Source organism: Planococcus sp. MSAK28401 (genome assembly GCF_018283455.1).
Taxonomy (GTDB): Bacteria; Bacillota; Bacilli; order Bacillales_A; family Planococcaceae; genus Planococcus; species Planococcus alpniumensis.
In genome coordinates this window covers 3,022,318-3,042,863 of the sequence record NZ_JAAMTH010000001.1, presented here as the reverse complement: position 1 = coordinate 3,042,863, position 20,546 = coordinate 3,022,318, and the positions used below count along the sequence as shown (strand labels likewise).

At 47.7% G+C, this 20,546-nt stretch carries 17 protein-coding genes; 12 read left to right on the top strand and 5 right to left on the bottom strand.

What is annotated here, in order from left to right:
* The first annotated feature begins 119 nt into the window (after positions 1-119).
* Positions 120-878, top strand: coding sequence for a YkuS family protein (locus tag G3255_RS15380; RefSeq protein WP_211655271.1), 759 nt, complete (start codon positions 120-122; stop codon positions 876-878).
* Positions 879-927: 49 nt separating this feature from the next.
* Here G3255_RS15380 and G3255_RS15375 read toward each other — a convergent pair whose 3' ends face one another.
* Positions 928-2,205 carry an MFS transporter gene (locus G3255_RS15375; RefSeq protein ID WP_211655270.1) on the bottom strand — a complete coding sequence of 426 codons (1,278 nt, stop codon included), beginning with the start codon at positions 2,203-2,205 and terminating at the stop codon, positions 928-930.
* 176 nt (positions 2,206-2,381) lie between these two features.
* Between G3255_RS15375 and G3255_RS15370 the strand changes: the two genes are divergently transcribed.
* Positions 2,382-3,146, top strand: a complete 765-nt coding sequence (locus tag G3255_RS15370) for an exodeoxyribonuclease III (RefSeq protein WP_211655269.1) — start codon at positions 2,382-2,384, stop codon at positions 3,144-3,146.
* Between the two features lie 97 nt (positions 3,147-3,243).
* Here the strand turns inward: G3255_RS15370 and G3255_RS15365 are convergent, their stop codons facing one another.
* The 4 genes from G3255_RS15365 to G3255_RS15350 all read right to left on the bottom strand — a co-directional run bounded on the left by G3255_RS15365 (position 3,244) and on the right by G3255_RS15350 (position 6,895).
* Positions 3,244-4,395 carry a CDP-glycerol glycerophosphotransferase family protein gene (locus G3255_RS15365; protein WP_249222142.1) on the bottom strand — a complete coding sequence of 384 codons (1,152 nt, stop codon included), beginning with the start codon at positions 4,393-4,395 and terminating at the stop codon, positions 3,244-3,246.
* A 391-nt stretch (positions 4,396-4,786) separates the two neighbouring features.
* Positions 4,787-5,476, bottom strand: a complete 690-nt coding sequence (locus tag G3255_RS15360) for a P-II family nitrogen regulator (RefSeq protein WP_211655267.1) — start codon at positions 5,474-5,476, stop codon at positions 4,787-4,789.
* The gene (locus G3255_RS15355) at positions 5,460-6,203 is read right to left on the bottom strand and encodes a DUF1538 family protein (protein WP_211655266.1); all 744 of its coding nucleotides are present in this window, start codon (positions 6,201-6,203) and stop codon (positions 5,460-5,462) included. Before G3255_RS15355 ends, G3255_RS15360 begins: the two co-directional genes overlap by 17 nt.
* Positions 6,200-6,895, bottom strand: coding sequence for a DUF1538 domain-containing protein (locus G3255_RS15350; protein WP_211655265.1), 696 nt, complete (start codon positions 6,893-6,895; stop codon positions 6,200-6,202). The genes G3255_RS15355 and G3255_RS15350 overlap by 4 nt, the downstream gene beginning before the upstream one ends.
* Positions 6,896-7,010: 115 nt before the next feature.
* Here G3255_RS15350 and G3255_RS15345 point away from each other — a divergent pair, with 115 nt between their 5' ends.
* The 10 genes from G3255_RS15345 to G3255_RS15300 all read left to right on the top strand — a co-directional run bounded on the left by G3255_RS15345 (position 7,011) and on the right by G3255_RS15300 (position 20,446).
* Entirely contained in the window at positions 7,011-7,640 is a 630-nt protein-coding gene (locus G3255_RS15345) for a pentapeptide repeat-containing protein (RefSeq protein WP_211655264.1), read from the top strand.
* 180 nt (positions 7,641-7,820) lie between these two features.
* Complete coding sequence (locus G3255_RS15340; protein WP_211655263.1) at positions 7,821-8,174, top strand: helix-turn-helix domain-containing protein; 354 nt, start codon at positions 7,821-7,823, stop codon at positions 8,172-8,174.
* A 157-nt stretch (positions 8,175-8,331) separates the two neighbouring features.
* Positions 8,332-8,832 carry a hypothetical protein gene (locus G3255_RS15335; RefSeq protein WP_211655262.1) on the top strand — a complete coding sequence of 167 codons (501 nt, stop codon included), beginning with the start codon at positions 8,332-8,334 and terminating at the stop codon, positions 8,830-8,832.
* 67 nt (positions 8,833-8,899) lie between these two features.
* The gene (locus tag G3255_RS15330; protein WP_211655261.1) at positions 8,900-9,685 is read left to right on the top strand and encodes an SDR family oxidoreductase; all 786 of its coding nucleotides are present in this window, start codon (positions 8,900-8,902) and stop codon (positions 9,683-9,685) included.
* An 18-nt stretch (positions 9,686-9,703) separates the two neighbouring features.
* Positions 9,704-10,189: a DUF4334 domain-containing protein gene (locus G3255_RS15325; protein WP_211655260.1), complete on the top strand. Its 486-nt coding sequence runs from the start codon at positions 9,704-9,706 to the stop codon at positions 10,187-10,189.
* Between the two features lie 158 nt (positions 10,190-10,347).
* The gene (recQ, locus tag G3255_RS15320) at positions 10,348-12,123 is read left to right on the top strand and encodes a DNA helicase RecQ (RefSeq protein WP_211655259.1); all 1,776 of its coding nucleotides are present in this window, start codon (positions 10,348-10,350) and stop codon (positions 12,121-12,123) included.
* A gap of 469 nt (positions 12,124-12,592) precedes the next feature.
* On the top strand, positions 12,593-17,176 hold the full coding sequence (gene gltB, locus G3255_RS15315; RefSeq protein WP_211655258.1) for a glutamate synthase large subunit: 4,584 nt from the start codon (positions 12,593-12,595) through the stop codon (positions 17,174-17,176).
* Positions 17,177-17,241: 65 nt separating this feature from the next.
* Positions 17,242-18,729, top strand: coding sequence for a glutamate synthase subunit beta (locus G3255_RS15310; RefSeq protein WP_211655257.1), 1,488 nt, complete (start codon positions 17,242-17,244; stop codon positions 18,727-18,729).
* Positions 18,730-18,974: 245 nt separating this feature from the next.
* On the top strand, positions 18,975-19,445 hold the full coding sequence (locus G3255_RS15305) for a hypothetical protein (RefSeq protein ID WP_211655256.1): 471 nt from the start codon (positions 18,975-18,977) through the stop codon (positions 19,443-19,445).
* 86 nt (positions 19,446-19,531) lie between these two features.
* Positions 19,532-20,446, top strand: coding sequence for an HD-GYP domain-containing protein (locus G3255_RS15300; protein WP_211655255.1), 915 nt, complete (start codon positions 19,532-19,534; stop codon positions 20,444-20,446).
* Positions 20,447-20,546: the final 100 nt, after the last annotated feature.

The window sequence follows — 20,546 nt, the reverse complement described above, 5'->3', positions numbered from 1 at the left end:
CTATTCATAGCGTGAAAATTTGAAAAAAATAGGGGAGTTCGGAAAGGATAAGTTTAGAGAGGAGGATTAGGGGAAAACATCTTAACATAGAGTTTTCAAAAAAAAGGAGTGGACACAGAATGGTAAAAATTGCAGTTGAACATCCATTTACATCCGTACGCGATGCATTAGTACAAAAAGGGTATCGCGCAGAAATGCTTGAAAAGAAAACAGATGCTACAGATTACGACGTAGTGGTCGTCCGTGACCAAGAAGATTTGACGGATTTCCACATGAGCGTTTCATTAGTTGAAGCAAGAGGACGCACATTGTTTGAAATTGTAGAAGAAGTCGAAGAGCGTCTCGTGCGCCAAGGCAAAATTCAGTCGCCTGCACCGATGGCACAGGAACACGGTTCTGAATCAGGCGGAGGCGGCGGAAGCTTCGTTGCCGGCGCTGTAACAGGTGCTTTGATTGGCGCTGCAGCAGGCCTCTTGCTTGCCCCTAAGAGCGGTAAGGAATTGCAGGAGCAAGTGAAAGCAAAAACTTCGGATTCCAGTGAAAAAGTGAACACTTCCATCGAACAGGCGAAAGTGAAAGCTGATGAACTGAAGACGAAGCGTGATGAGAAGAAAGAAGAAAAAGAATTGAAGAAACAAGAAAAAGCGATTGAAAAAGAAGCAAAGCAGCAAGATAAAGCAGAAGAAAAAGAAGAGAAAAAAGAAGAAAAAGCCCAAAAAGAGCACGAAAAGGCTGAAAAGAAAGTAGAAAAAGAAGTGAAGAAAGCTGAGAAAGATGCCGGCGGCGTAGATGTCGTGGAATTCGGTGAATCATCACTCGGCAAAAACTCAGACGGCGAAATTAAAGTCGAGCCAACTGATGCAAAAAAGAATAACTAATCATGAATAAAAGCCTCCCACAGCTGTGGGAGGCTTTTTATCTGTTGAATTATTCAATAGCGACTTCGTCGATCGGATCATGTGGCTCCGGCTCCGGAACGAAGATGAGGACGACTAGGCCGATAACAAAGAGTACGACCAAACTCAAAACCCCTAAACTGGAGTTGCCGGTGATCTGGGAAGTGACACCGACCAGCAACGGCCCCGTAATCGCTGCGAATTTGCCGAAAATATTGTAGAAGCCAAAAAACTCATTGGCATTTTGCTTGGGCACCAGCTTGCCGAAGTAAGAGCGGCTCAAGGCTTGGATGCCGCCTTGGCTAGTAGCGACCAGCATTGCAAGAATCCAGAAATCCATGATAGTTTCAATGAAGACTGCATAGACACAGACGATAATATAGACAAAAATGCCGACATACAGCATTTTCTTTCCGGTAAAGCGATCGGCGAGCTTGCCGTAGAGAATCGCAAAAGGCGCGGCCACGACTTGAGTGGCGAACAAAACGATCAACAGGCTGGTGGCGCTTAACCCAAGATCGGTCCCGTAGGCAGTGGATAAAGAAATGATGGTGCCAACGCCGTCGATATAGAAGAAGTACGCAATCAGGAACAGGAACAAGGCGCGGTATTGCCGGATTTCCCGGATCGTTTTACTGAGCCGGCGGAAGCTTTGGGCCACGGGGCTCGCTTCGCGTTTGATGAAATGCTTTTGCTTTACATGACGGAATAACGGTATGGAGAAGAGGATCCACCAAGCCGCAGTGATCAAAAAGGCAAGCCGGCTGGCATTTGTAACGGATAGCGGCAGGACTTCATTTTGGGCAAGCAGGATGATTAAGATGGCGAGCGCAAACGGAATGGTCGAACCGATATAGCCGAGCCCATAGCCGAATGCGGAGACGCGGTTCATGCGCTTTTCAGTCGTGACATCGACAATGAAGGCATCATAGAATAGATTCGCGCCAGTCGCTCCAAGCGCCGCGAACACATAACAAATCAAGAGCCACAGCCACTGTCCTTCCGGAACGAAGGCGAGCATCGCTGTTGAAACTGTGCCAAGCAAGAAAAACACAGTGAAGAATTTCTTTTTCATTCCTTCGTAATCGGCAATTGTGCCGAGCAGCGGGCCGAGCATTGCCAAGATAAACGTGAAAATAGCGATGGTGTAGCTTAAATAAGCAGTGGAATCTGCAAGTTCCACACCGGCATCTGTTGCGGCTGCTTTATAGAAAAGCGGAAATACTGCGGTTGTGATGATAATGGAATATGCGGAGCTGCCCCAATCGTAAAATGCCCAGCTTTTTTCCGGTTTCGTGAACTTCGCCATAGCCGAAGGCCCCCTTTTTTGTTAAGTCTATTGTACAAGACAGACTCTAAAAAAAGACAGTTTTGACTGAATATTTGCTGAAATTTTACAATATAATGCAAAAAGAAATCGAAACCTCCACATTTGAGGCATGGCCTTTATTCCGCTACACTGATGAAAGAAAGTGAGTGAGTGGGATGAAGTTGGTATCATGGAATGTAAATGGCCTGCGTGCTGTGATGAAAAAAGGATTTATGGATTTTTTTGAGATAGTGGATGCAGATATTCTATGCGTTCAGGAGATTAAATTGCAGGAAGGCCAGATTGATTTGGAGCTTCCGGGTTACTATACATATTGGAATTATGCACAGAAGAAGGGCTATTCAGGGACTGCCATCTTCACCAAACAGCGTCCGTTGAATGTCCATTACGGGGTCGGTCTCGAGGAACACGATACAGAAGGCAGGCTGATCACATTGGAGTTCCCTGAATTTTATCTGGTCAATAGCTATACGCCGAATTCCCAGCACGGGCTGTTGCGCCTTGCGTACCGGTTATTATGGGAAGACCAGCTGCTTTCACATATCCAGAAATTGGACCTCGAAAAGCCTGTCATTTTATGCGGGGACTTAAACGTCGCGCATCAGGAAATCGATTTGAAAAACCCGAAAGCCAATAAAAAAAATTCAGGCTTTACGCCAGAAGAACGCGGGAAGATCAGTGATTTTCTCGGCAACGGTTTCGTGGATACATTCCGCCATTTCCATCCTGATGAAGGCGGCCATTATTCATGGTGGTCTTATCGTTCAAATTGCCGAGAGAAAAATGTTGGCTGGCGCATCGATTACTTCATCGCTTCCAACCGTCTCATCGGGAAAATGAAGAGCGCCTCGATCCATAAAGATGTACACGGATCGGATCATTGCCCGGTAGAACTGCAACTGAGCAATCTGTCATCTTAAAAGATTATTCATCTGTTAAATTACAAAAACCGGCAAGCCTGAAATGATCTCAGGTTTGCCGGTTTTTCGTCTCATAACAGAGTTCCACGTGAAACATTCAAACGTTCATGACGCGTTGTGCCAAGCGTTTGCAATTGTCCTGGTCGAAATAGTCGATGTACTCATCGGCTTTCCCATACCATTCGTTATGCGTAATATTGTTCTCAACCATATAGGTGAGCGTGTTGTAGACATCTTCTGCTGTCGGGGATCTATATCCATATAAATCTTTATCAAGGTCGAGATAAGATCCTCGTTTTTCCGTATACTCCTGTTGGTCGAACATGAAGAAAATGATCGGTTTATTCAAATACAGGAAGTCCCAGGAAACGCTTGTGATATCCGTCAGAAGCATATCATTTTCTTCAATCGAACGCTCGATGGATGCGTGGTTGAAATCCAGAAATTCGATGCCGTAATCCTGGTCGGCAAGCGAAAAGAAGTGCTCTTCAAATCGCTTCATGAACGGATGCAAGGCGATTTGTAGGCGTATGCCATTAGACTTCAGGAGATTTCGTATTCCTTCGTGCTCCAATAAGCCGATCGTGCTGCGGAAGTAATTGCTTTCGAGAAATTCTTCCCTTGAGAGGTCAAACAGCCATTCACGCCAAGTCATCATCATGAGGATGCGCTTCATTTCTTTTGGTGGCTGCTGGTTTGGCAAATAGCGGTCAAAACGGGGGAATCCGGTGATGATGAGTTTTTCTTCAGGGATTTTCCATTTGTCGCGTTTCAACTCGTATTCATAGCGCGAGGCACAGTTGAAGTAATCAGTCCGCTTGAGGAGTGGAACATCCTCTTTTTGGATGAGGATTTTCTTGAAGCCTTCGATGCCGTGGCTGACATGCGTAATAACCGTCCGGCGATTCAAATTCAAGAATTTATCGGCGGATGGCACGATGTCATAAAGCAAGGAATGCCCATGAAACGTGTAATCGGCGCGGAAAAACAGCAAGTAATTACGGAAGCTGCCAAGCGCTACGGCATTTGGGATACGCCCGTTCTTCGCATAGTCGGTCGCCGGGTCATACATCCAATAAGCCGTGACTTGTTCTGCATGGTTATTCACCACATATTTATGGAATACGGAAGCATTATCTTCGTATTTTTCTCCGAGGTTTCCTCCCACCAGGGCGATTTTCGGACCTTTTGCATTTCGGTAAAACCGAGAGAGAATATAGGCCACTGATACTTTCAAAAAAACTTTCAAAGGGTCCCATCTCCCTTTCTCTTTCAAGGTAACGCTCATTTCTAGCCCTGCTTTCTATTAGTCGATTCCATTCTAGTTTTCCATATCCAGCGGGATTTGTCTATTCCAAGAGAGGCGGGTTTAATTTTCAAATAGTAAAGGGCGCTTCTTGCAAAGAATGAGTCTGCGTCGAAGGGGTTATTTGGAAGAAAATAGGTTTATTTGAAAGTGAGGGTGGGAAGAGGGAAATGATGGCATTAAAATGAAGTAGGATTCTCATGAAAGACCATAATGAAGAGCTCTACAACAAAATGTCTGAAGGTGAGAACGAGGAAACTTTGACCAATCAAGTGCACGGGGCAGAACGCTATTAAATAGAAAAACCGGTGAGTCCTGAACTCACCGGTTTTTCTTATGGATTCAAAGAGGAATGATTGACGCCAAACACGTTTTCCACGTCGATCAAGAAGGCGATGCCTTTTCCTGGAGCGTCGAGGTCGACTGCCTGTTCGATGCTCGCAACCACTTTTGCTGCAAATACGGACGGCACCAATGTCAGGACAACGTCTTTTTCCGGGTCGATCGTAAAGTTCATGAACTTTTTCTGTTCATTAACTCCGGTGCCGCGCCCTTCCAGGATGGTCCCGCCTTCAGCGCCGGCTTTTGCGGCTGCCTTGACAACTTGTCCGGAATCTCCGGAATTGACGATGGTCACAATCAATTGAAAATCTTTCGGTTCTGGCATCTTTTCCACTCCTCGCTTCTTTTTGCGGTCGTCTTCGCGTTCGGTGAGATGGGGGACCCCCAGCAACTTGCTGAGGTGGACAGTAAAGCCGAGGCCATAACCTGACTTGCCTAATTTTCCGGCATGGCTGATGGCTTCTGCGACGGCAAATTCGATTTCGCCGTCAACAGCGATAAAGACGACATCTTTTTCGTGTGTAGCGGGAAGCCCGAGAAAAGTGGGCTTTTCGTTTCTCCCGATTCCTTCCGCATACAGCACTGTCGCTCCATCTGCGCCAGCTTCTTTCGCCGCTGCAATGACATCCCTCGAAGCACCGCGTTTTACGATGGCAATCATCAGTCTATGATTCAGATTCATGGTTTTGATTCCCTGCCTTTCGATTAAAGAGTAAACCGACAACAAGTACGGAAATGATCGGCGTCAATGCCACGATGGCAATCATACCGAAGCCATCGACAAGCGGGTCCCGCCCTTCGGTGACGGAAGCGATGCCGACTGCCACAGAGACGATGAATGTCACGGTCATCGGCCCGGTAGCAACGCCGCCTGAGTCAAAGGCGATTGCGATGAACGTGCGCGTGGAGAAAAAGATTAGGATCAGGGCGAGAATATAACCCGGCAGGATGAAATACCAGATTGACCAGCCTGTCAAAATCCGCAGCATCGATAAAGCGATGGATAAGCCGACCCCTGTCGATAAGGTGTAGAGCATAATCTGCGAGGAAATGTAACCGCCCGTTTCGCGGTCGACTTCCTCATTCATGATGCGGACAGCCGGTTCAGCAAATGTCGCGACAAAGCCGAGCACAAACCCAATCGGGATGATGGCCCAGCGGTATTGCCACTCGCCAAGTTCCGCACCCATCAATTCGCCAAAGGGCATAAAGCCGATATGGACGCCTTGGAGGAAAAAAGCCAATCCGAAAAACGTCAAAACAAAGCCGAGTCCGGTTTGCAGCACGCGTTCTTTTGGCAATTTAAGCATGAACAATTGGAATACGCTAAAGAATACGACAAGCGGGAGGAGAGCCATGCTGACTTCGATCAGCACTTCACCGAAACCTTGAAAAATATGCAAGTTCACCGGTACAGCACCCCCAGCAGCATGACAGCGATGATGGGGCCGATCGATGCCAGCCCGATCAAGCCGAAGCCTTCGCCGCTGCTCGGCTTATCGGAGCGCAGGACGGAAGCGACGCCGATGCCCAGCGCCAAAATGAAAGGCACTGCCATTGGGCCGGTCGTGACCCCGCCCGCATCGAAAGAAATCGGGATGAATGCATCAGGGACAAAAAAGGAAAGAAGAAAGACAAAGGTATATCCACCGATCAGCATATAATGGATTGGGATGCTGAACAGCGTCCGGACCATCGCCAAGGCAACAAAAATCGCCAAGCCCACCGAAACGGATAAGATGAGGATGTTTCGTGAAATATCCCCTCCTGAAACATTCTCAATCTGATTGGCCAACACACGGACATCCGGTTCGGCAATCGTGACAGCGAGTCCGAGCACCAAGCCCGTCCCGATGATCAGCCATGGCTTGCGGGTCAAGGGCAGCTTTTTGCCAATCAGTTCCCCGATTGGCAGCAGCCCCGCATTGACTCCGAGCAGGAACAGGAAAAAGCCGGTTCCGACAAAAACGACCCCGATCAAAAATTGCAGCAGCGCTTCGAGCGGTAGGCGGATGATCAGGACTTGAAGCAAAACGACGACAATCGTTACAGGAAGAATGGCAGAGGCGACTTCTTTAAAAGTACTTTTGACATTTTCCATGCAGCATCTCCTTTACAGCGGATTTGGCATAATGCAACTCGCGCGGCGAACGGGACAAGAAACTACAATAGTCGTTAAGATAAAGAAGAAGATATGCGAGCCAGGAGGAATGATGATGAAAAAGAATAAGAAGACCGAACCGATGCTTCCCACAGAGCTAGAAACTTTTTCTTTTATTGAAGCATTAGATGATGGATATGTCCATGATTGCCGGATTGTTTCCGAGGAATTAACGGCAGGAAGAATTCATTTTGACCGGGTGAAGTTCGAAAATGTCCGTTTTTCGGCTGGTGAATGGGAACGCAGCGAGTTTGCGGATGTGGTATTCATCAATTGCGATTTATCGAATGCTGATATGAGCCGCGCGGTGTTTCATCGGGTGAAGTTCGAAAATTGCCGGTTGCTCGGCACAGATTTTACGGAAAGCACGATCCGTTACACACAGTTTAGAGAATGCCGTCTCGATTATGCAGTTTTCGGGTTTTCCCATATAAGCGACGTGACATTCGAAAAAAGTGTTTTGCGGCAAGCAGACTTCTATGAAGTGAACTTGAAAAATGCGCAGTTTCTCGACAGCGATTTAAACGAAGCCAACTTCACGGGAACTTTTCTCAAAGGTGCCGATTTCAGTTCAAGCCGCTTTGAAGATCTGCAATTGACTACGGATTTGCTCGCGGGGTGCAAAGTATCTACGGATCAAGCATTGTTATTTGCCCGAAAATTGGGATTAAATATCATAAAATGAAATTTTTTAGTTTTTATAGTATTTATGGCTCTGTAAATTTCCAATAATTATATTAAATAGATACTGTTCACTAAATATTCATTCTATTTTAAAAAATTTCCATAAAATGATTGCTCATTCAGTTTAGTTGCAGTATATTTAAAATAATTAGAAATCTATTAAAAGGAGCAGGAATCAACTATGAAGCAGTTAAGCAAAAAAATAAAAGACTTGAGAGAAGCGAGAGGCCATTCTCCGGAAGAGCTTGCAGACCTTTTGGGCTTTGCGAAAAGTACGGTTTGGGCATACGAAAGCGGAAAGAAACAAGTATCAGTTGTGCATTTGGAACGCCTCGCCGATTTCTTTGAGATTTCTGTGGACAGCCTATTGGACCGCAACGACCGCATAATCAATGTTAATCTTCAAAATACGAATTTCCTGAACGAATATACAGTGATGCTCGATGACCAGCCATTGAATGAAGCGGAACTCGCCGAGGCGGCTTCCTTTATCCAAGTGAAGCGCCGCATGGGAAGCTACGGCTTGGCGACTTGATATCTGCACGGAAGCAAAAGCTTGTTCTCCTGTAATGAGGAGAGCAGGCTTTTTTTCGTATAGCAAGGGCGATTGGTGAATTGTTTTTGACAGAATTATCTGTCAAAATGAAAGAGAGACTTGAGGAAATGGCGGTGAGGGTTTGAGAAGATACATAATGTACGAAACATACCGGCTGGGCATTCTCATCGACCATTTAAAAGCGGAGGATTTGATCAGGCAAATCGATGAATATATTGAAGAAACGCCCGTTGATCAGATTCCCCATATTTTTTATGTCCTGTCGCTGGCGAGCAACCGGCGCATCATGATCGAACTGCTGACGGATTTGGCGCGGGGAGTGGACGAGGAACTTCCGGCGTCAATTGTGGCCGGCATCCTCTACAAGGATCGCGAGCGTTATACAGTCGAAGAACTGTACGGGAAAATTGGGATGCTAGCTTCGCTGTTATCCGACGAAGATGATGAACTGGCATCTAGTTTCCGTGAATTGAAATCCTCCTACGATGAATTGCAAGCCGTCTATGGGAGGCGCTTTAAACGGAAAAAAGCGAGGGAGCGCATGCTTGCCCGGAGCGAAAAGGTATTGGAGGAGACACTCTCTGAATATGCCCATTTTGCAGAAGAAATGGACCGTAAAGAATGGTGGCTCAATTAAACCTGTTTATTCTATTTGCTATGGGGAAGACAAACTATAGCAACCTACAGAATCAGGAGGAGAAATGATGACTAAAACGATTTTCATTACAGGAGCCGGAAGCGGGCTCGCAAAAGGTACGGCACTTGGACTGGCGGCGAAAGGCCATAAAGTCATCGCGCCAGTTGAAACAGCCCCTCAAGTAACATCACTCCGTGAAGCGGCATCTGAAGCCGGGGTGGAATTGACAACGTTTAAAATGGACATTAAAAATCCACAGGATCTGGCACAGATGCTTGAATACGATTTCGATATCTTTGTAGCAAATGCTGCCATCAACGAAGGCGGCCCACTCGGGGAAGTGCCAATGGCAAACTTCCGTGAATTATTTGAAGTAAACGTCTTCCAAACGCTTGAAACGGCTCAAATCGCCGCACGTAAATTCGTCGAGAAGGGCAAAGGCAAGATTATTTTCCTATCTTCCATGGCAGGGATCATGTCGACGCCTTACGTCGGCCCGTATACAGCGACGAAGCATGCTATCGAAGCAATTGCAAAAACATTGCGCAAAGAAATGTCAGAGTTTGGCGTACAAGTGGCGACGATTAACCCGGGAGCCTTCGCTACAGGATTTAACGATCGCAGTGCAGAAGCCAAGTGGAAATGGTTCGATGAGAAAATCCACTTTACACGTCCTGAAGACATGAAAGAAATGGAGAAGGGCTTGGAAGACCAATTCGATCCGCAGGACATGATCGATAAAATGGTGGAGATCATCCCGCAGGATTCTCACAAATTCCGCACGGCGTATCCAGAAGAGACCGAACAACAGATGAAAGAAGAAGAAGCTAAACAGTGGGAGATCGAAATTTAAGCTGAAAGGAAGAGGGCCATGAAGCCGGAACGCTGGGCTTGGGAAATGATGGAGCACGGTGCGGACAGCGCGGGCGAAGTTTGCCGCTTGTTCGATGCGCTTGAGCCAGTCGACCCGTACGAAATGTTCGGTACGTGGAAAGGGCGCGAATTGCCGTCAGGACATCCACTGGACGGCTGGCTTGAAAAGTCGGGCTGGTACGGCAAAGCTTTCCACAGCACCGAGCATGTCGACCCTTTATTGTTTAACTCCCCTTTTGGAAAACCGTTCCCGCTGCATCCGTTTCCACCCGCGCTGATCGCTAATCTGTTGAGCGGCGCGAAAGGTGCAGCACGGCTCCGCAAGATGGAGTGGCGCGGGAAAACGAGTGCGGTGATGATTTACGATCAATTGCCGATCCAGGACCATTTCCGCAAAGTGAATGAGGATGTATTATTGGGCATGATGGATTGGAAAGGCATGAAGCGGCCGTATTTCTTCCTATTAGCCAGAGTATACGCCTGAGATTATTCTCACTGGCATGATTCGAATAAAAAGGCCTTTTCAGCCACCCTGGAAACCAATCGATTTTCTGGGGTGGCTTTTCGTATGCCAAAAAAGAAATAGCCCTCTAAATATGGTAAGCTACGTTCATAGTAAAACAGTATGGGGAGTGTTCAAAGTTGTTGGAACAAGCAAGAAAACTACTGCAGTCGCATTTCGGGTATGATAGCTTCCGGACCGGCCAGGAGCAAGCCATCACGCAAGTTTTCGATGGCCAAAACACGATTTGCGTCATGCCGACAGGCGGCGGGAAATCGATGTGCTACCAGATTCCTGCACTTGCCATGGAAGGGACAACCATTGTCGTTTCGCCGCTGATCTCCCTGATGAAAGATCAAGTCGACTCATTGCAGGCAGCCGGCATTCCAGCTGCTTCTATTAATAGTTCGCTCGATGTCTATGAAGTCCGTGAAATCCTTCATGAAGTGCAGATGGGTATCATCAAATTATTGTATATCGCGCCAGAGCGCCTCGATTCGGAAATGTTTTTGGATGGTCTGCAAGGCGTCAAGGTACCGCTCATCGCCGTCGATGAAGCGCATTGCATTTCGCAATGGGGCCATGATTTCCGGCCGAGCTACCGGCTGATCAGCCGCATGCTGGAAATTTTCCCGGATAATCCGACGGTGCTTGCCTTGACGGCGACGGCGACGCCTCAAGTACGGGAAGATATTTGCCGCATCCTGGATATCGAAGAACAAAATACCGTCATCACTGGATTTGAACGGGCGAACTTAAGCTTTTCGGTCATCCAAGGACAGGATCGCGAACGCTTTATCCGGGATTACGTCCAGAAAAACGACAATGAAGCTGGAATCATTTACGCAGCGACGCGCAAAACAGTGGATTCGGTCTATGAATCGCTTGTCAAACGCGGCGTCAAGGCGGCAAAATACCATGCGGGTATGCCGGACGACGAACGCCGCCTTGGGCAAGAGCGCTTTTTGAACGACGAAGTGACCGTGATGGTCGCGACCAATGCATTCGGAATGGGCATCGACAAATCCAATATCCGGTATGTGATTCATTACCAACTGCCGAAAAACATGGAGAGCTATTATCAGGAAGCGGGGCGCGCGGGGCGGGATGGCCTGCCGAGTGAATGCATCGTCCTTTACGCTTCGCAAGACGTCCAGACGCAACGTTTTTTGATCGACCAGGCGCAAGACCCTTCGCGCATCCCGGGTGAGTTGAAAAAGCTTCAGGGGATGGTCGATTATTGCCATACGGAAAATTGCCTCCAGCAATTCATCGTCCATTATTTCGGCGATGGAAGTGCGGCCCCATGTGGCCATTGCGGAAATTGCGTCGATGAGCGGGAAGGCCAGGACGTGACTGAAGATGTCCAGAAAGTATTGTCATGCGTTATCCGCATGGGCCAGAAATTCGGCAAGACGATGACTGCCCAAGTATTGACCGGCTCGCGCAACAAGAAAGTGCTCGATTTCCGCTTTGATCAATTGTCGACATACGGCGTGTTAAAGCATATGAATTCAAAAGAAGTATCGAACCTTATCGAATTCATGATTTCGCAGGAATTGCTGGCAGTCGAACAAGGCAGCTTTCCGACGATCTTCGTCCCGGATGGCGGACGCGATGTGTTGCTTGGAAAACGCCGTGTCATGAGAAAAGGCGTGGTCGTCACGAAGCGGATTGCAACCAACGATCCGCTGTTCGAGGAATTGCGAACAGTCCGCAAAAAATTGGCGGATGAAGCGGGAGTTCCACCGTTTGTCATCTTCTCAGATAAGAGCTTGCAGGACATGGTTGCGCGCAAACCGAAAAACGAAGATGCCTTTCTCGAAGTCAGCGGTGTCGGCGCAAACAAGCTGGAGAAATACGGGGAATATTTTCTTGAAGCGATCCGTATTTATGAAACTGTGAATAATTCGTAGCAATTCAGTTGCTTCAGCAGAAGCTTTTGCCTTATGGGCTAGTATAAAAAATTGGATAAATCAAGAAAAGTTTATAGCTATTCGAAAAGAGCGCAGAAAATGATTCGTTTTCTGCGCTCTTTTATATGGAAATTTTTAAAGGGCGAATGACCGAAAAATCAGTTTGGGACGCTAGCTTTTCCGAATGATCAATCAAAAGATCTCGACCCAAATTGTCTAATTACTGGGAAAAAGGGCTTGAGAGAAAAGGGGAGGAAAAAAATACTGTATCAATATACACAAATAACGAATAATGCAGAATCGCTATAAGACCTCATTTGAAAGCGGTTTCACCTTTAATGCTAGGATTTGCGATGAATCTTCATGCACTTGATAAATTTTTCACAAAATGCAATTGTATATATATTCAGTTATATGATATACTATCATAATATTATGACAAATTAGCGTGTAAAAGGAGGCGGTTTAATTGAGCAAGAAAGAGTATCCGATCGCACAAGGACTGTATCATCCCGACCAGGAACATGAAGCTTGCGGTATTGGGATGATCGCTAATATAGACGGCAGAAAATCTCATAGCATTGTCCAGAACGCAGTGAACATCCTCTGTAACTTGGAGCACCGCGGCGGCCAATCATCTGATACGAGCACGGGGGACGGCGCCGGCATTTTGACGCAGATTCCACACCGCTTTTTCCTGAAGCAATGTGAAAAAGAAGGAATCGTTCTTCCGGATGAAGGAAAATACGGCATCGGCATGATTTTCATGCCACAGGATTATGATCTCCGCATGAAAGCAAAAGACATCATCCAGCGCATTGTCGAAGAAGAAGGCCAGGAATCACTCGGCTGGCGCCCTGTGCCGGTCAACGATTCGTTTGTCGGTAATGTCGCGGCGAAAACCAAACCGGTCATTCGCCAAATCTTTATTGGTGCATCAGCGGAGCTTGAAACGCGCATGGATTTGGAGCGCCGTTTGTATATTATCCGCAAACGCATTGAACAGGAAATGGGCGGTGTAGAAGAATTTAAAGACGTCTATTTCAGCAGCTTGTCTGCCGGAACGATCGTCTATAAAGGCATGCTCATTCCGGAACAATTGGACTCATTCTACATTGACCTCAACCATCCCGAATTCAAATCGGCGTTGGCACTCGTCCACTCACGGTTCAGTACGAATACCTTCCCGAGCTGGCAGCGTTCCCACCCGAACCGCTACTCCATCCATAACGGCGAATTCAATACGCTTCGCGGAAACGTCAATTGGATGAGAGCCCGCCAGCTCGCTTGCAACTCTCCTTATTTCAATGACCAAGATTTGCAAAAAGTCCTGCCGGTCATTGATGAGACAGGAAGCGATTCGTCGATGTTTGACAATTGCTTTGAGTTCCTTCACCTATCAGGCCGCTCGCTTGCTCATACGGCGATGATGATGGTGCCGGAGCCATGGGTCAACGACAAATCGATCGATAAGAAAAAGCGCGATTTCTACGAATACCACAGCACGCTCATGGAGCCATGGGATGGCCCGGCGGCGCTCGTGTTCACGGATGGACGCCAGATCGCAGCCTGCCTCGACCGCAATGGATTGCGCCCAGCGCGCTATTATATTACGAAAAGCGGCATGATCGTCCTCGGCTCTGAAGTCGGGGCGCTCGATATCTTTTCGGATGACATCATCTATAAAGACCGCCTGCGCCCAGGGAAGATGCTATTGGTCGACCTTGAAGCCGGTAAGATCATTCCGGATGATGAAATCAAAACGCAAATTGCATCAGAGCTTCCGTATAAAGACTGGGTCGAAAACAATTTATTCGACTTGGAGGATTTACCGGAACCGAAAGAAGTGGTGCATCCAAACAGTGAAGGCTTATTGAAGCAGCAGCTGGCATTTGGCTATACGCAAGAAGAAGTCCAGAAAATCATCAAACCGCTGGCGTCCGACGGAAAAGATCCGGTCGGTTCGATGGGATACGACTCACCGCTTGCGGTATTGTCGAAAAAACCACAGCTTTTATATAACTATTTCAAGCAATTGTTTGCACAAGTTACCAACCCGCCGATTGACGCCATCCGCGAGCAAATCATTACAGCAGCCCGAACGACCATCGGGGCAGAAGGCAATCTGGTGGATCCGAAACCGGAAAGCGCACGCCATATCCGCCTTGAAACACCGGTGTTGCTGAATGCAGAGCTTGAAAGGCTGCGCCAGCAGAACTTGCCGGAGTTCAAGGCCGTCACCTTGCCGATTCTATTTGAAGCGGATGGCGGCGCAGAAGCGATGGAAGCGCGCTTGGAAGCATTATTTGCTGAAGCGGACGAGGCCATCGAAAAAGGCGCAACGCTAGTCATTTTGTCTGACCGCGGCGTCGACAGCACGCACGCGGCGATTCCTGCACTGCTCGCAGTATCCGGGCTTCATCACCATTTAATCCGACAAGGCACGCGGACGCGCATGAGCATTCTCCTGGAGTCTGCGGAACCGCGCGAAGTCCATCATTTCGCGATGTTGATCGGCTATGGTGCGGAAGGGATCAATCCCTATTTGGCATTCGAATCGATTGAAGACTTGGTGGCGAAAGACGATATCCACGGCATGAACGCCGAACAAGCCGAAGCGAGCTATGTGCAAGCCGTAACGGATGGAATTATAAAAATATTGTCTAAAATGGGCATTTCAACCATTCAAAGTTACCGAGGGGCGCAAATTTTCGAAGCAATCGGGATTCATATGGATGTTATCGATAAATATTTCACGCGCACCTCTTCGCGCCTTGGAGGCATTGGGCTCGATATCATCGCCAAAGAAGTTCTGCTGCGCCACGCGTCCGCTTATCCCGACCGCGAAGGGGCGAACCCGGCGCTCGAATCCGGCGATGAGTATCAGTACCGTGAAAACGGCGAAGACCATCAATACAACCCAATGACGATCCACACGCTTCAACAAGCGTGCCGGACGAATAATTACGATACCTTCCGCAAGTATTCGAAACTGTTGACGGATGAAAAAGCCAATCTTCAATCATTGCGCGGTTTATTGAAATTCAAAGACCGCACCCCGATTCCGATCGAAGAAGTCGAAACGGTCGAAGAGATTTGCGCACGCTTTAAAACCGGCGCGATGTCCTACGGCTCGATCAGTAAAGAGGCCCACGAAGCATTAGCGATCGCCATGAATAAAATCGGGGGGCGCAGCAACTCGGGAGAAGGCGGCGAAGAAGTGTCACGCTTTATCCCGGATGATAACGGCGACAGCCGCAGAAGCGCCATCAAGCAAGTTGCTTCAGGCCGCTTTGGCGTCACAAGCCATTATTTAGTCAATGCTGACGAAATCCAGATCAAAGTCGCACAAGGGGCGAAACCTGGAGAAGGCGGGCATTTGCCAGGCAAGAAAGTATATCCGTGGATTGCGGAAGTGCGCGGTTCGACGACTGGCGTTGAATTGATTTCACCGCCGCCTCATCACGACATCTATTCGATCGAAGATTTGGCGGAATTGATCTTTAACTTGAAAAATGCCAATCCGCATGCGCGCATCAGCGTGAAGTTGGTATCTGCAGTCGGTGTCGGCACCATTGCAGCAGGCGTTGCCAAAGGCCGTGCAGATCTTGTGTTGATCAGCGGCTACGACGGCGGCACAGGCGCTGCGTCGAAAACGAGCTTAAAGCATACCGGCTTGCCATGGGAAATCGGCCTTGCAGAAACGCATCAGACGCTTCTGTTGAACGGCTTGCGTGACCGCATTGTCGTCGAAACAGACGGCAAAATGATGACCGGCCGCGATGTCGTCACTGCGGCGCTTCTGGGGGCAGAAGAATATGGCTTCTCGACAGCACCGCTCGTCGTACTTGGATGCGTCATGATGCGCGTCTGCCATTTGGATACATGCCCAGTCGGGATTGCGACGCAAAACCCGGAACTGCGCAAAAAATATACCGGCGAAGCGGATCATGTGGCAAACTTTATGCGCTTTATCGCCATGGAAGCACGCGAATTGATGGCGGAGCTCGGATTCCGCACAATTAACGAAATGATCGGCCGTACCGATGTGCTCGAAACGAATAAAGCGATCAAGCATTGGAAAGCGGAAGGGCTGGATTTAACACAGCTTCTTTATCAGCCGGACCTGCCGGAAAAAGTCGGCCGCTATGCGACGATCAAGCAAGACCATGGTTTGAAGCATACGCTTGACGTGCAGGAGCTTCTCCCGCGCTGCAGCAATGCAATCGAAAATGGCGAACGGGTTGAAGTATCAACAGCAATCCGCAATATTCACCGTGCGACCGGCACGATCATCGGCAGCGCCATCTCCCGCAAATACGGTGCAGAAGGCTTGCCGGAAGATACCATTACGTTAAACTTCCAAGGTTCAGCTGGGCAAAGTTTCGGTGCTTTCATTCCGAAAGGTATGACGCTCAATTTGATCGGAGACTCCAATGACTTTGTCGGAAAAGGCTTATCCGGCGGCAAGATCATCGTCAAGCCGGCAGCGGATTCGACATTCCTTCCTGAGAAGAACATCATCATCGGCAACGTATCGTTCTATGGTGCTTCAGCTGGGGAAGCGTATATCCACGGCATGGCCGGCGAGCGTTTCGCCGTCCGCAACTCAGGGGCCAAGATCGTCGTCGAAGGCGTCGGCGACCATGGCTGTGAATACATGACCGGCGGGCGCGTCGTCATTCTCGGAGATACCGGCAAGAACTTCGCAGCCGGCATGTCAGGCGGTGTCGCCTATGTCCTTGATGAAGATGAAACATTCAGCGCACGCTGCAACCCTGAAATGGTGCATATGCAGCCGCTCGCAGACCCTGAGGAAATTGCGGAACTGAAAGAGATGGTCGAAAACCATGTCCGCTACACAGCGAGCCTCAACGGCAAACGCGTATTGGATCATTGGGAGATCCTTTCGGCCAAATTCGTCCGCGTCATTCCGAAAGCCTATTTGAAGATCAACGAACGCATCAGCAAGCTGCAAGATAGCGGCATGGAGAAATTCGATGCTGAAATGGCCGCATTCGAAGAAAGCAAAATGGCTTCGGCCGGCAAGTAACAGCGTCGGCAATAGCTGCCTTTCATAGAGAAAAGCTTGGAAAATATGCGAACTGGAGGGAAACTATGGGGAAGATAACCGGATTTATGGAATACGACCGTCAGACTGTAAAAGAACGCGACCCGGCACAGCGGACAAAAGACTGGAAAGATTATACGATTCCGCTATCTGAACAGGAAGTACAAAAGCAAGGGGCGCGCTGCATGGATTGCGGCGTCCCGACCTGCCAGACCGGCATGGATCTCGACAACGGCACGACCGGCTGCCCGGTCAATCACCTGATTCCGGAGTGGAATGATCTTGTCTATCGCGGCCAGTGGAAAGAAGCGCTTCACCGTGAACATTTGAAGAATAATTTCCCTGAATTCACGGGCGTCGCTTGTCCGGCTCCGTGTGAAGGGGCTTGTGTTCTCGGCATCAATGAACCGCCTGTCGCCATCCGTACGGTCGAACGCTCAATCATCGAACGCGGATTTGCGGAAGGCTGGGTCGTTCCAGAACCGCCAAAACACCGCACCGGTAAAAAAGTAGCTGTTGTCGGATCGGGTCCTGCCGGGCTTGCATCGGCAGCTCAATTGAACAAAGCGGGCCATACCGTGACGGTGTTCGAAAAAAGCGACCGCATCGGCGGCCTGCTGACGTACGGCATCCCTGAAATGAAATTGCCTTATGATATGGTCATGCGCCGCGTCAAAATCCTTGAGCAGGAAGGCATCACCTTCGTGACGAATGTCGAAGTCGGCAAAAACTATCCTGCAACAAAATTGCGCGATGATTTCGATTCGGTCATTATGGCGACTGGTGCGACTGTGCACCGCAACATCGATGTCGAAGGGCGTGACTTAGAAGGTGTTCATTTCGCAATGGATTTCCTCCATGCCAGCACGAAAAGCTTGCTCGATTCTGATTTGGAAGACGGCAATTATATTTCGGCAAAAGGAAAAAACGTCATCGTCATCGGCGGCGGGGACACGGGGACAGACTGTCTCGCGACTTCTGTACGCCATGGCTGCGAGAGCCTTGTGCAATTCGATGTCTACGATCAAAAAGGCGCGATCCGTGACGAAAAAGGCAACCCTTGGCCACAGTATCCGAAAGTGCACCGCATAGAATACGGCCATAAAGAAGCCGCAGCGACTTTCGGCGATGACCCGCGTGCCTACGCGGTCATGACGAAGAAATTCGTCGGCGATGAAAAGGGCCACGTCAAAGAAGTCCATACCGTCAACGTCAAACTGAAAATCGATGAGCAAGGCAACCGCATCCGCGAAGAAATTCCGGGCACGGAAAAAGTTTGGAAAGCGGATCTGATCTTGATTGCTATCGGATTCAGCGGCCCTGAACAGCTGCTGATCGACCAATTGAATGTGGAAACGCATGCCAATTCACGCGTCAAAGCCGAATACGGCGATTACCGCACGAATGTCGAAGGCATCTTTGCGGCAGGTGATATGCGCAGAGGCCAGAGCTTGATCGTCTGGGCGATCAACGAAGGCCGTGAAGCTGCACGGGAATGCGACCGTTATTTAATGGGCAGCACTGTATTGCCTTAACTGAATGTCAATGAGAAAGAGTTCGCACTTTATAGTGGCGGACTCTTTTTTTACGAAAGAAAAGAAGACATTCAATATTTTTTCAGAAAATACAAATATTTATTTTTTGTTAATTTTTACATTCGTATTGTGCCAAAGTCCTGGTTTATATATACTAGTCAGTGTAGGACTATTGTTAACCTTGCATATAGTCACAGTAAGGATTCATAACCTACGAATTTAACTAAATGTCAGGAGGAAATGTAATGTTTAAGAAAAGTATTGCAGCTGTCGCTTTTTCATTTTTAATGATTTTATCTTTAGGTACAGGAGCTTTTGCAGAAGAGTTGCTCGTAGTATCGGAAGTTCCGTACTATGAAATTGAGGAAGGCATGAGTGCGGAAGTGCAGGCAGCTATCAAAGACATCAACAGCGTAAATGCAAAAATTGAAGCGGAAATCGTGAAAAACCAAGAAAAAGCCGCTGAGTTGCACGAGGAATATATCAATCAATTGGCTTCTGAAGAAGATGAAGCGAAACAAGCCGAACTTACAGCTAATTACGAAGAAGAAATCGCGCAATTGATTAAAGCTTTGCAGAAAAAAGCTGAAGAAATTACATTAGAAGGAATTAAAGATGCTACTGAATCAGGAATCGTAGCTGATATTGTTTTGGTTGAGGAAGATTTCGCAGACAAAACTGCTAAAATCGACCCAATTGTAGTAGTTTCCTGGTAAGCATATTGTAGATAATTAATAAAAAGAGTAGTATGAGGGTAGAGGAAACTTTGCTCTCATTTTTTTTATATAAGGGAAGTGAATTTGTGAGAGGCTTGGATATATTAAAGGGAAAATATCTGGAAAAAATTGAAAATGATACAACCACTCTGTCTTTATTGGGAAGAGGGGGAGGTCTGGAACTTCTAAAACAAACAATTCTAAAAGATAATAGCTTTATCCTTTTTCCAAGTGAAGTTGCCAATGCTCATGAATTCTATTACATATTAGAAGGAGAGATTCAGGCGGAAGTTGAAGGGAATATCATTACTTTAAGCAAGGATGGCTTCTTTTCATGTAACGAATTGGAAGTACCTGTTTCTTTCAGGGTTATAGAAACAGTGACACTTTTTTCCGTATCAACTGCTCCTGTCTTTCATTATTTAAGCAAAATCATCGAAGAGTTAAGAAAAATTGGCGAAAGAGTTGAGCAAAAGGACCGTTATACGTTCAACCATAGTGCCCGAGTAGCCAATTATGCTGTTAAAACTGCTGCTAAATTAAAGTTAACGAGAGAACATATGGAATCTTTATTCCTGGCTTCCATCCTTCACGATATCGGCAAAATCAATATTCCTGAGGAAGTATTGAAAAAGCCTTCCAAATTGACGGACGAAGAGTTTGACCTGGTGAAAAAACACCCAGGGGACGGCGCGGATATGATTCGCGACACCCCTTATAAAGATATTGCCGATATTGTCGAGCAGCATCATGAACGGGTGAACGGGCGAGGATATCCATTCGGCTTGAAAGGCAATGAAATCCTAATCGAGGCGAAAATAATTGGCGTCTGCGATACTTTTGATGCGATGACAGAAGACCGCGCTTACCGTTCTGCGTTCACGGCCGGATACGCGATGAACGAAATCGAGCGGTTGATCGGTATCCAATATGATGAGGAAGTCGTAAAAGCGTTTAAGCAAGTATTGTTAGAAGAAGGAAAATTAACAGATACACCGTAAAGGACACTCTTCCACAAGAGTGTCCTTTTCCTTTTTAAGGAGGTGATGTTTGAAAATAGGCAATTCCGTCTATACTTACTACACTAAGATTTATAAAATT

What these genes read in the sequence shown, in the direction of transcription:
- G3255_RS15340 (WP_211655263.1), top strand. Translation starts at nt 7,821, where the DNA reads ATGAAGCAGTTAAGCAAAAAAATAAAAGACTTGAGAGAAGCGAGAGGC.
- G3255_RS15325 (WP_211655260.1), top strand. Translation starts at nt 9,704, where the DNA reads ATGAAGCCGGAACGCTGGGCTTGGGAAATGATGGAGCACGGTGCGGAC.
- G3255_RS15305 (WP_211655256.1), top strand. Translation starts at nt 18,975, where the DNA reads ATGTTTAAGAAAAGTATTGCAGCTGTCGCTTTTTCATTTTTAATGATT.
- G3255_RS15370 (WP_211655269.1), top strand. Translation starts at nt 2,382, where the DNA reads ATGAAGTTGGTATCATGGAATGTAAATGGCCTGCGTGCTGTGATGAAA.
- G3255_RS15335 (WP_211655262.1), top strand. Translation starts at nt 8,332, where the DNA reads ATGTACGAAACATACCGGCTGGGCATTCTCATCGACCATTTAAAAGCG.
- G3255_RS15380 (WP_211655271.1), top strand. Translation starts at nt 120, where the DNA reads ATGGTAAAAATTGCAGTTGAACATCCATTTACATCCGTACGCGATGCA.
- G3255_RS15350 (WP_211655265.1), bottom strand. Translation starts at nt 6,895, where the DNA reads ATGGAAAATGTCAAAAGTACTTTTAAAGAAGTCGCCTCTGCCATTCTT.
- G3255_RS15345 (WP_211655264.1), top strand. Translation starts at nt 7,011, where the DNA reads ATGAAAAAGAATAAGAAGACCGAACCGATGCTTCCCACAGAGCTAGAA.
- G3255_RS15310 (WP_211655257.1), top strand. Translation starts at nt 17,242, where the DNA reads ATGGGGAAGATAACCGGATTTATGGAATACGACCGTCAGACTGTAAAA.
- G3255_RS15375 (WP_211655270.1), bottom strand. Translation starts at nt 2,205, where the DNA reads ATGGCGAAGTTCACGAAACCGGAAAAAAGCTGGGCATTTTACGATTGG.
- G3255_RS15360 (WP_211655267.1), bottom strand. Translation starts at nt 5,476, where the DNA reads ATGAATCTGAATCATAGACTGATGATTGCCATCGTAAAACGCGGTGCT.
- G3255_RS15330 (WP_211655261.1), top strand. Translation starts at nt 8,900, where the DNA reads ATGACTAAAACGATTTTCATTACAGGAGCCGGAAGCGGGCTCGCAAAA.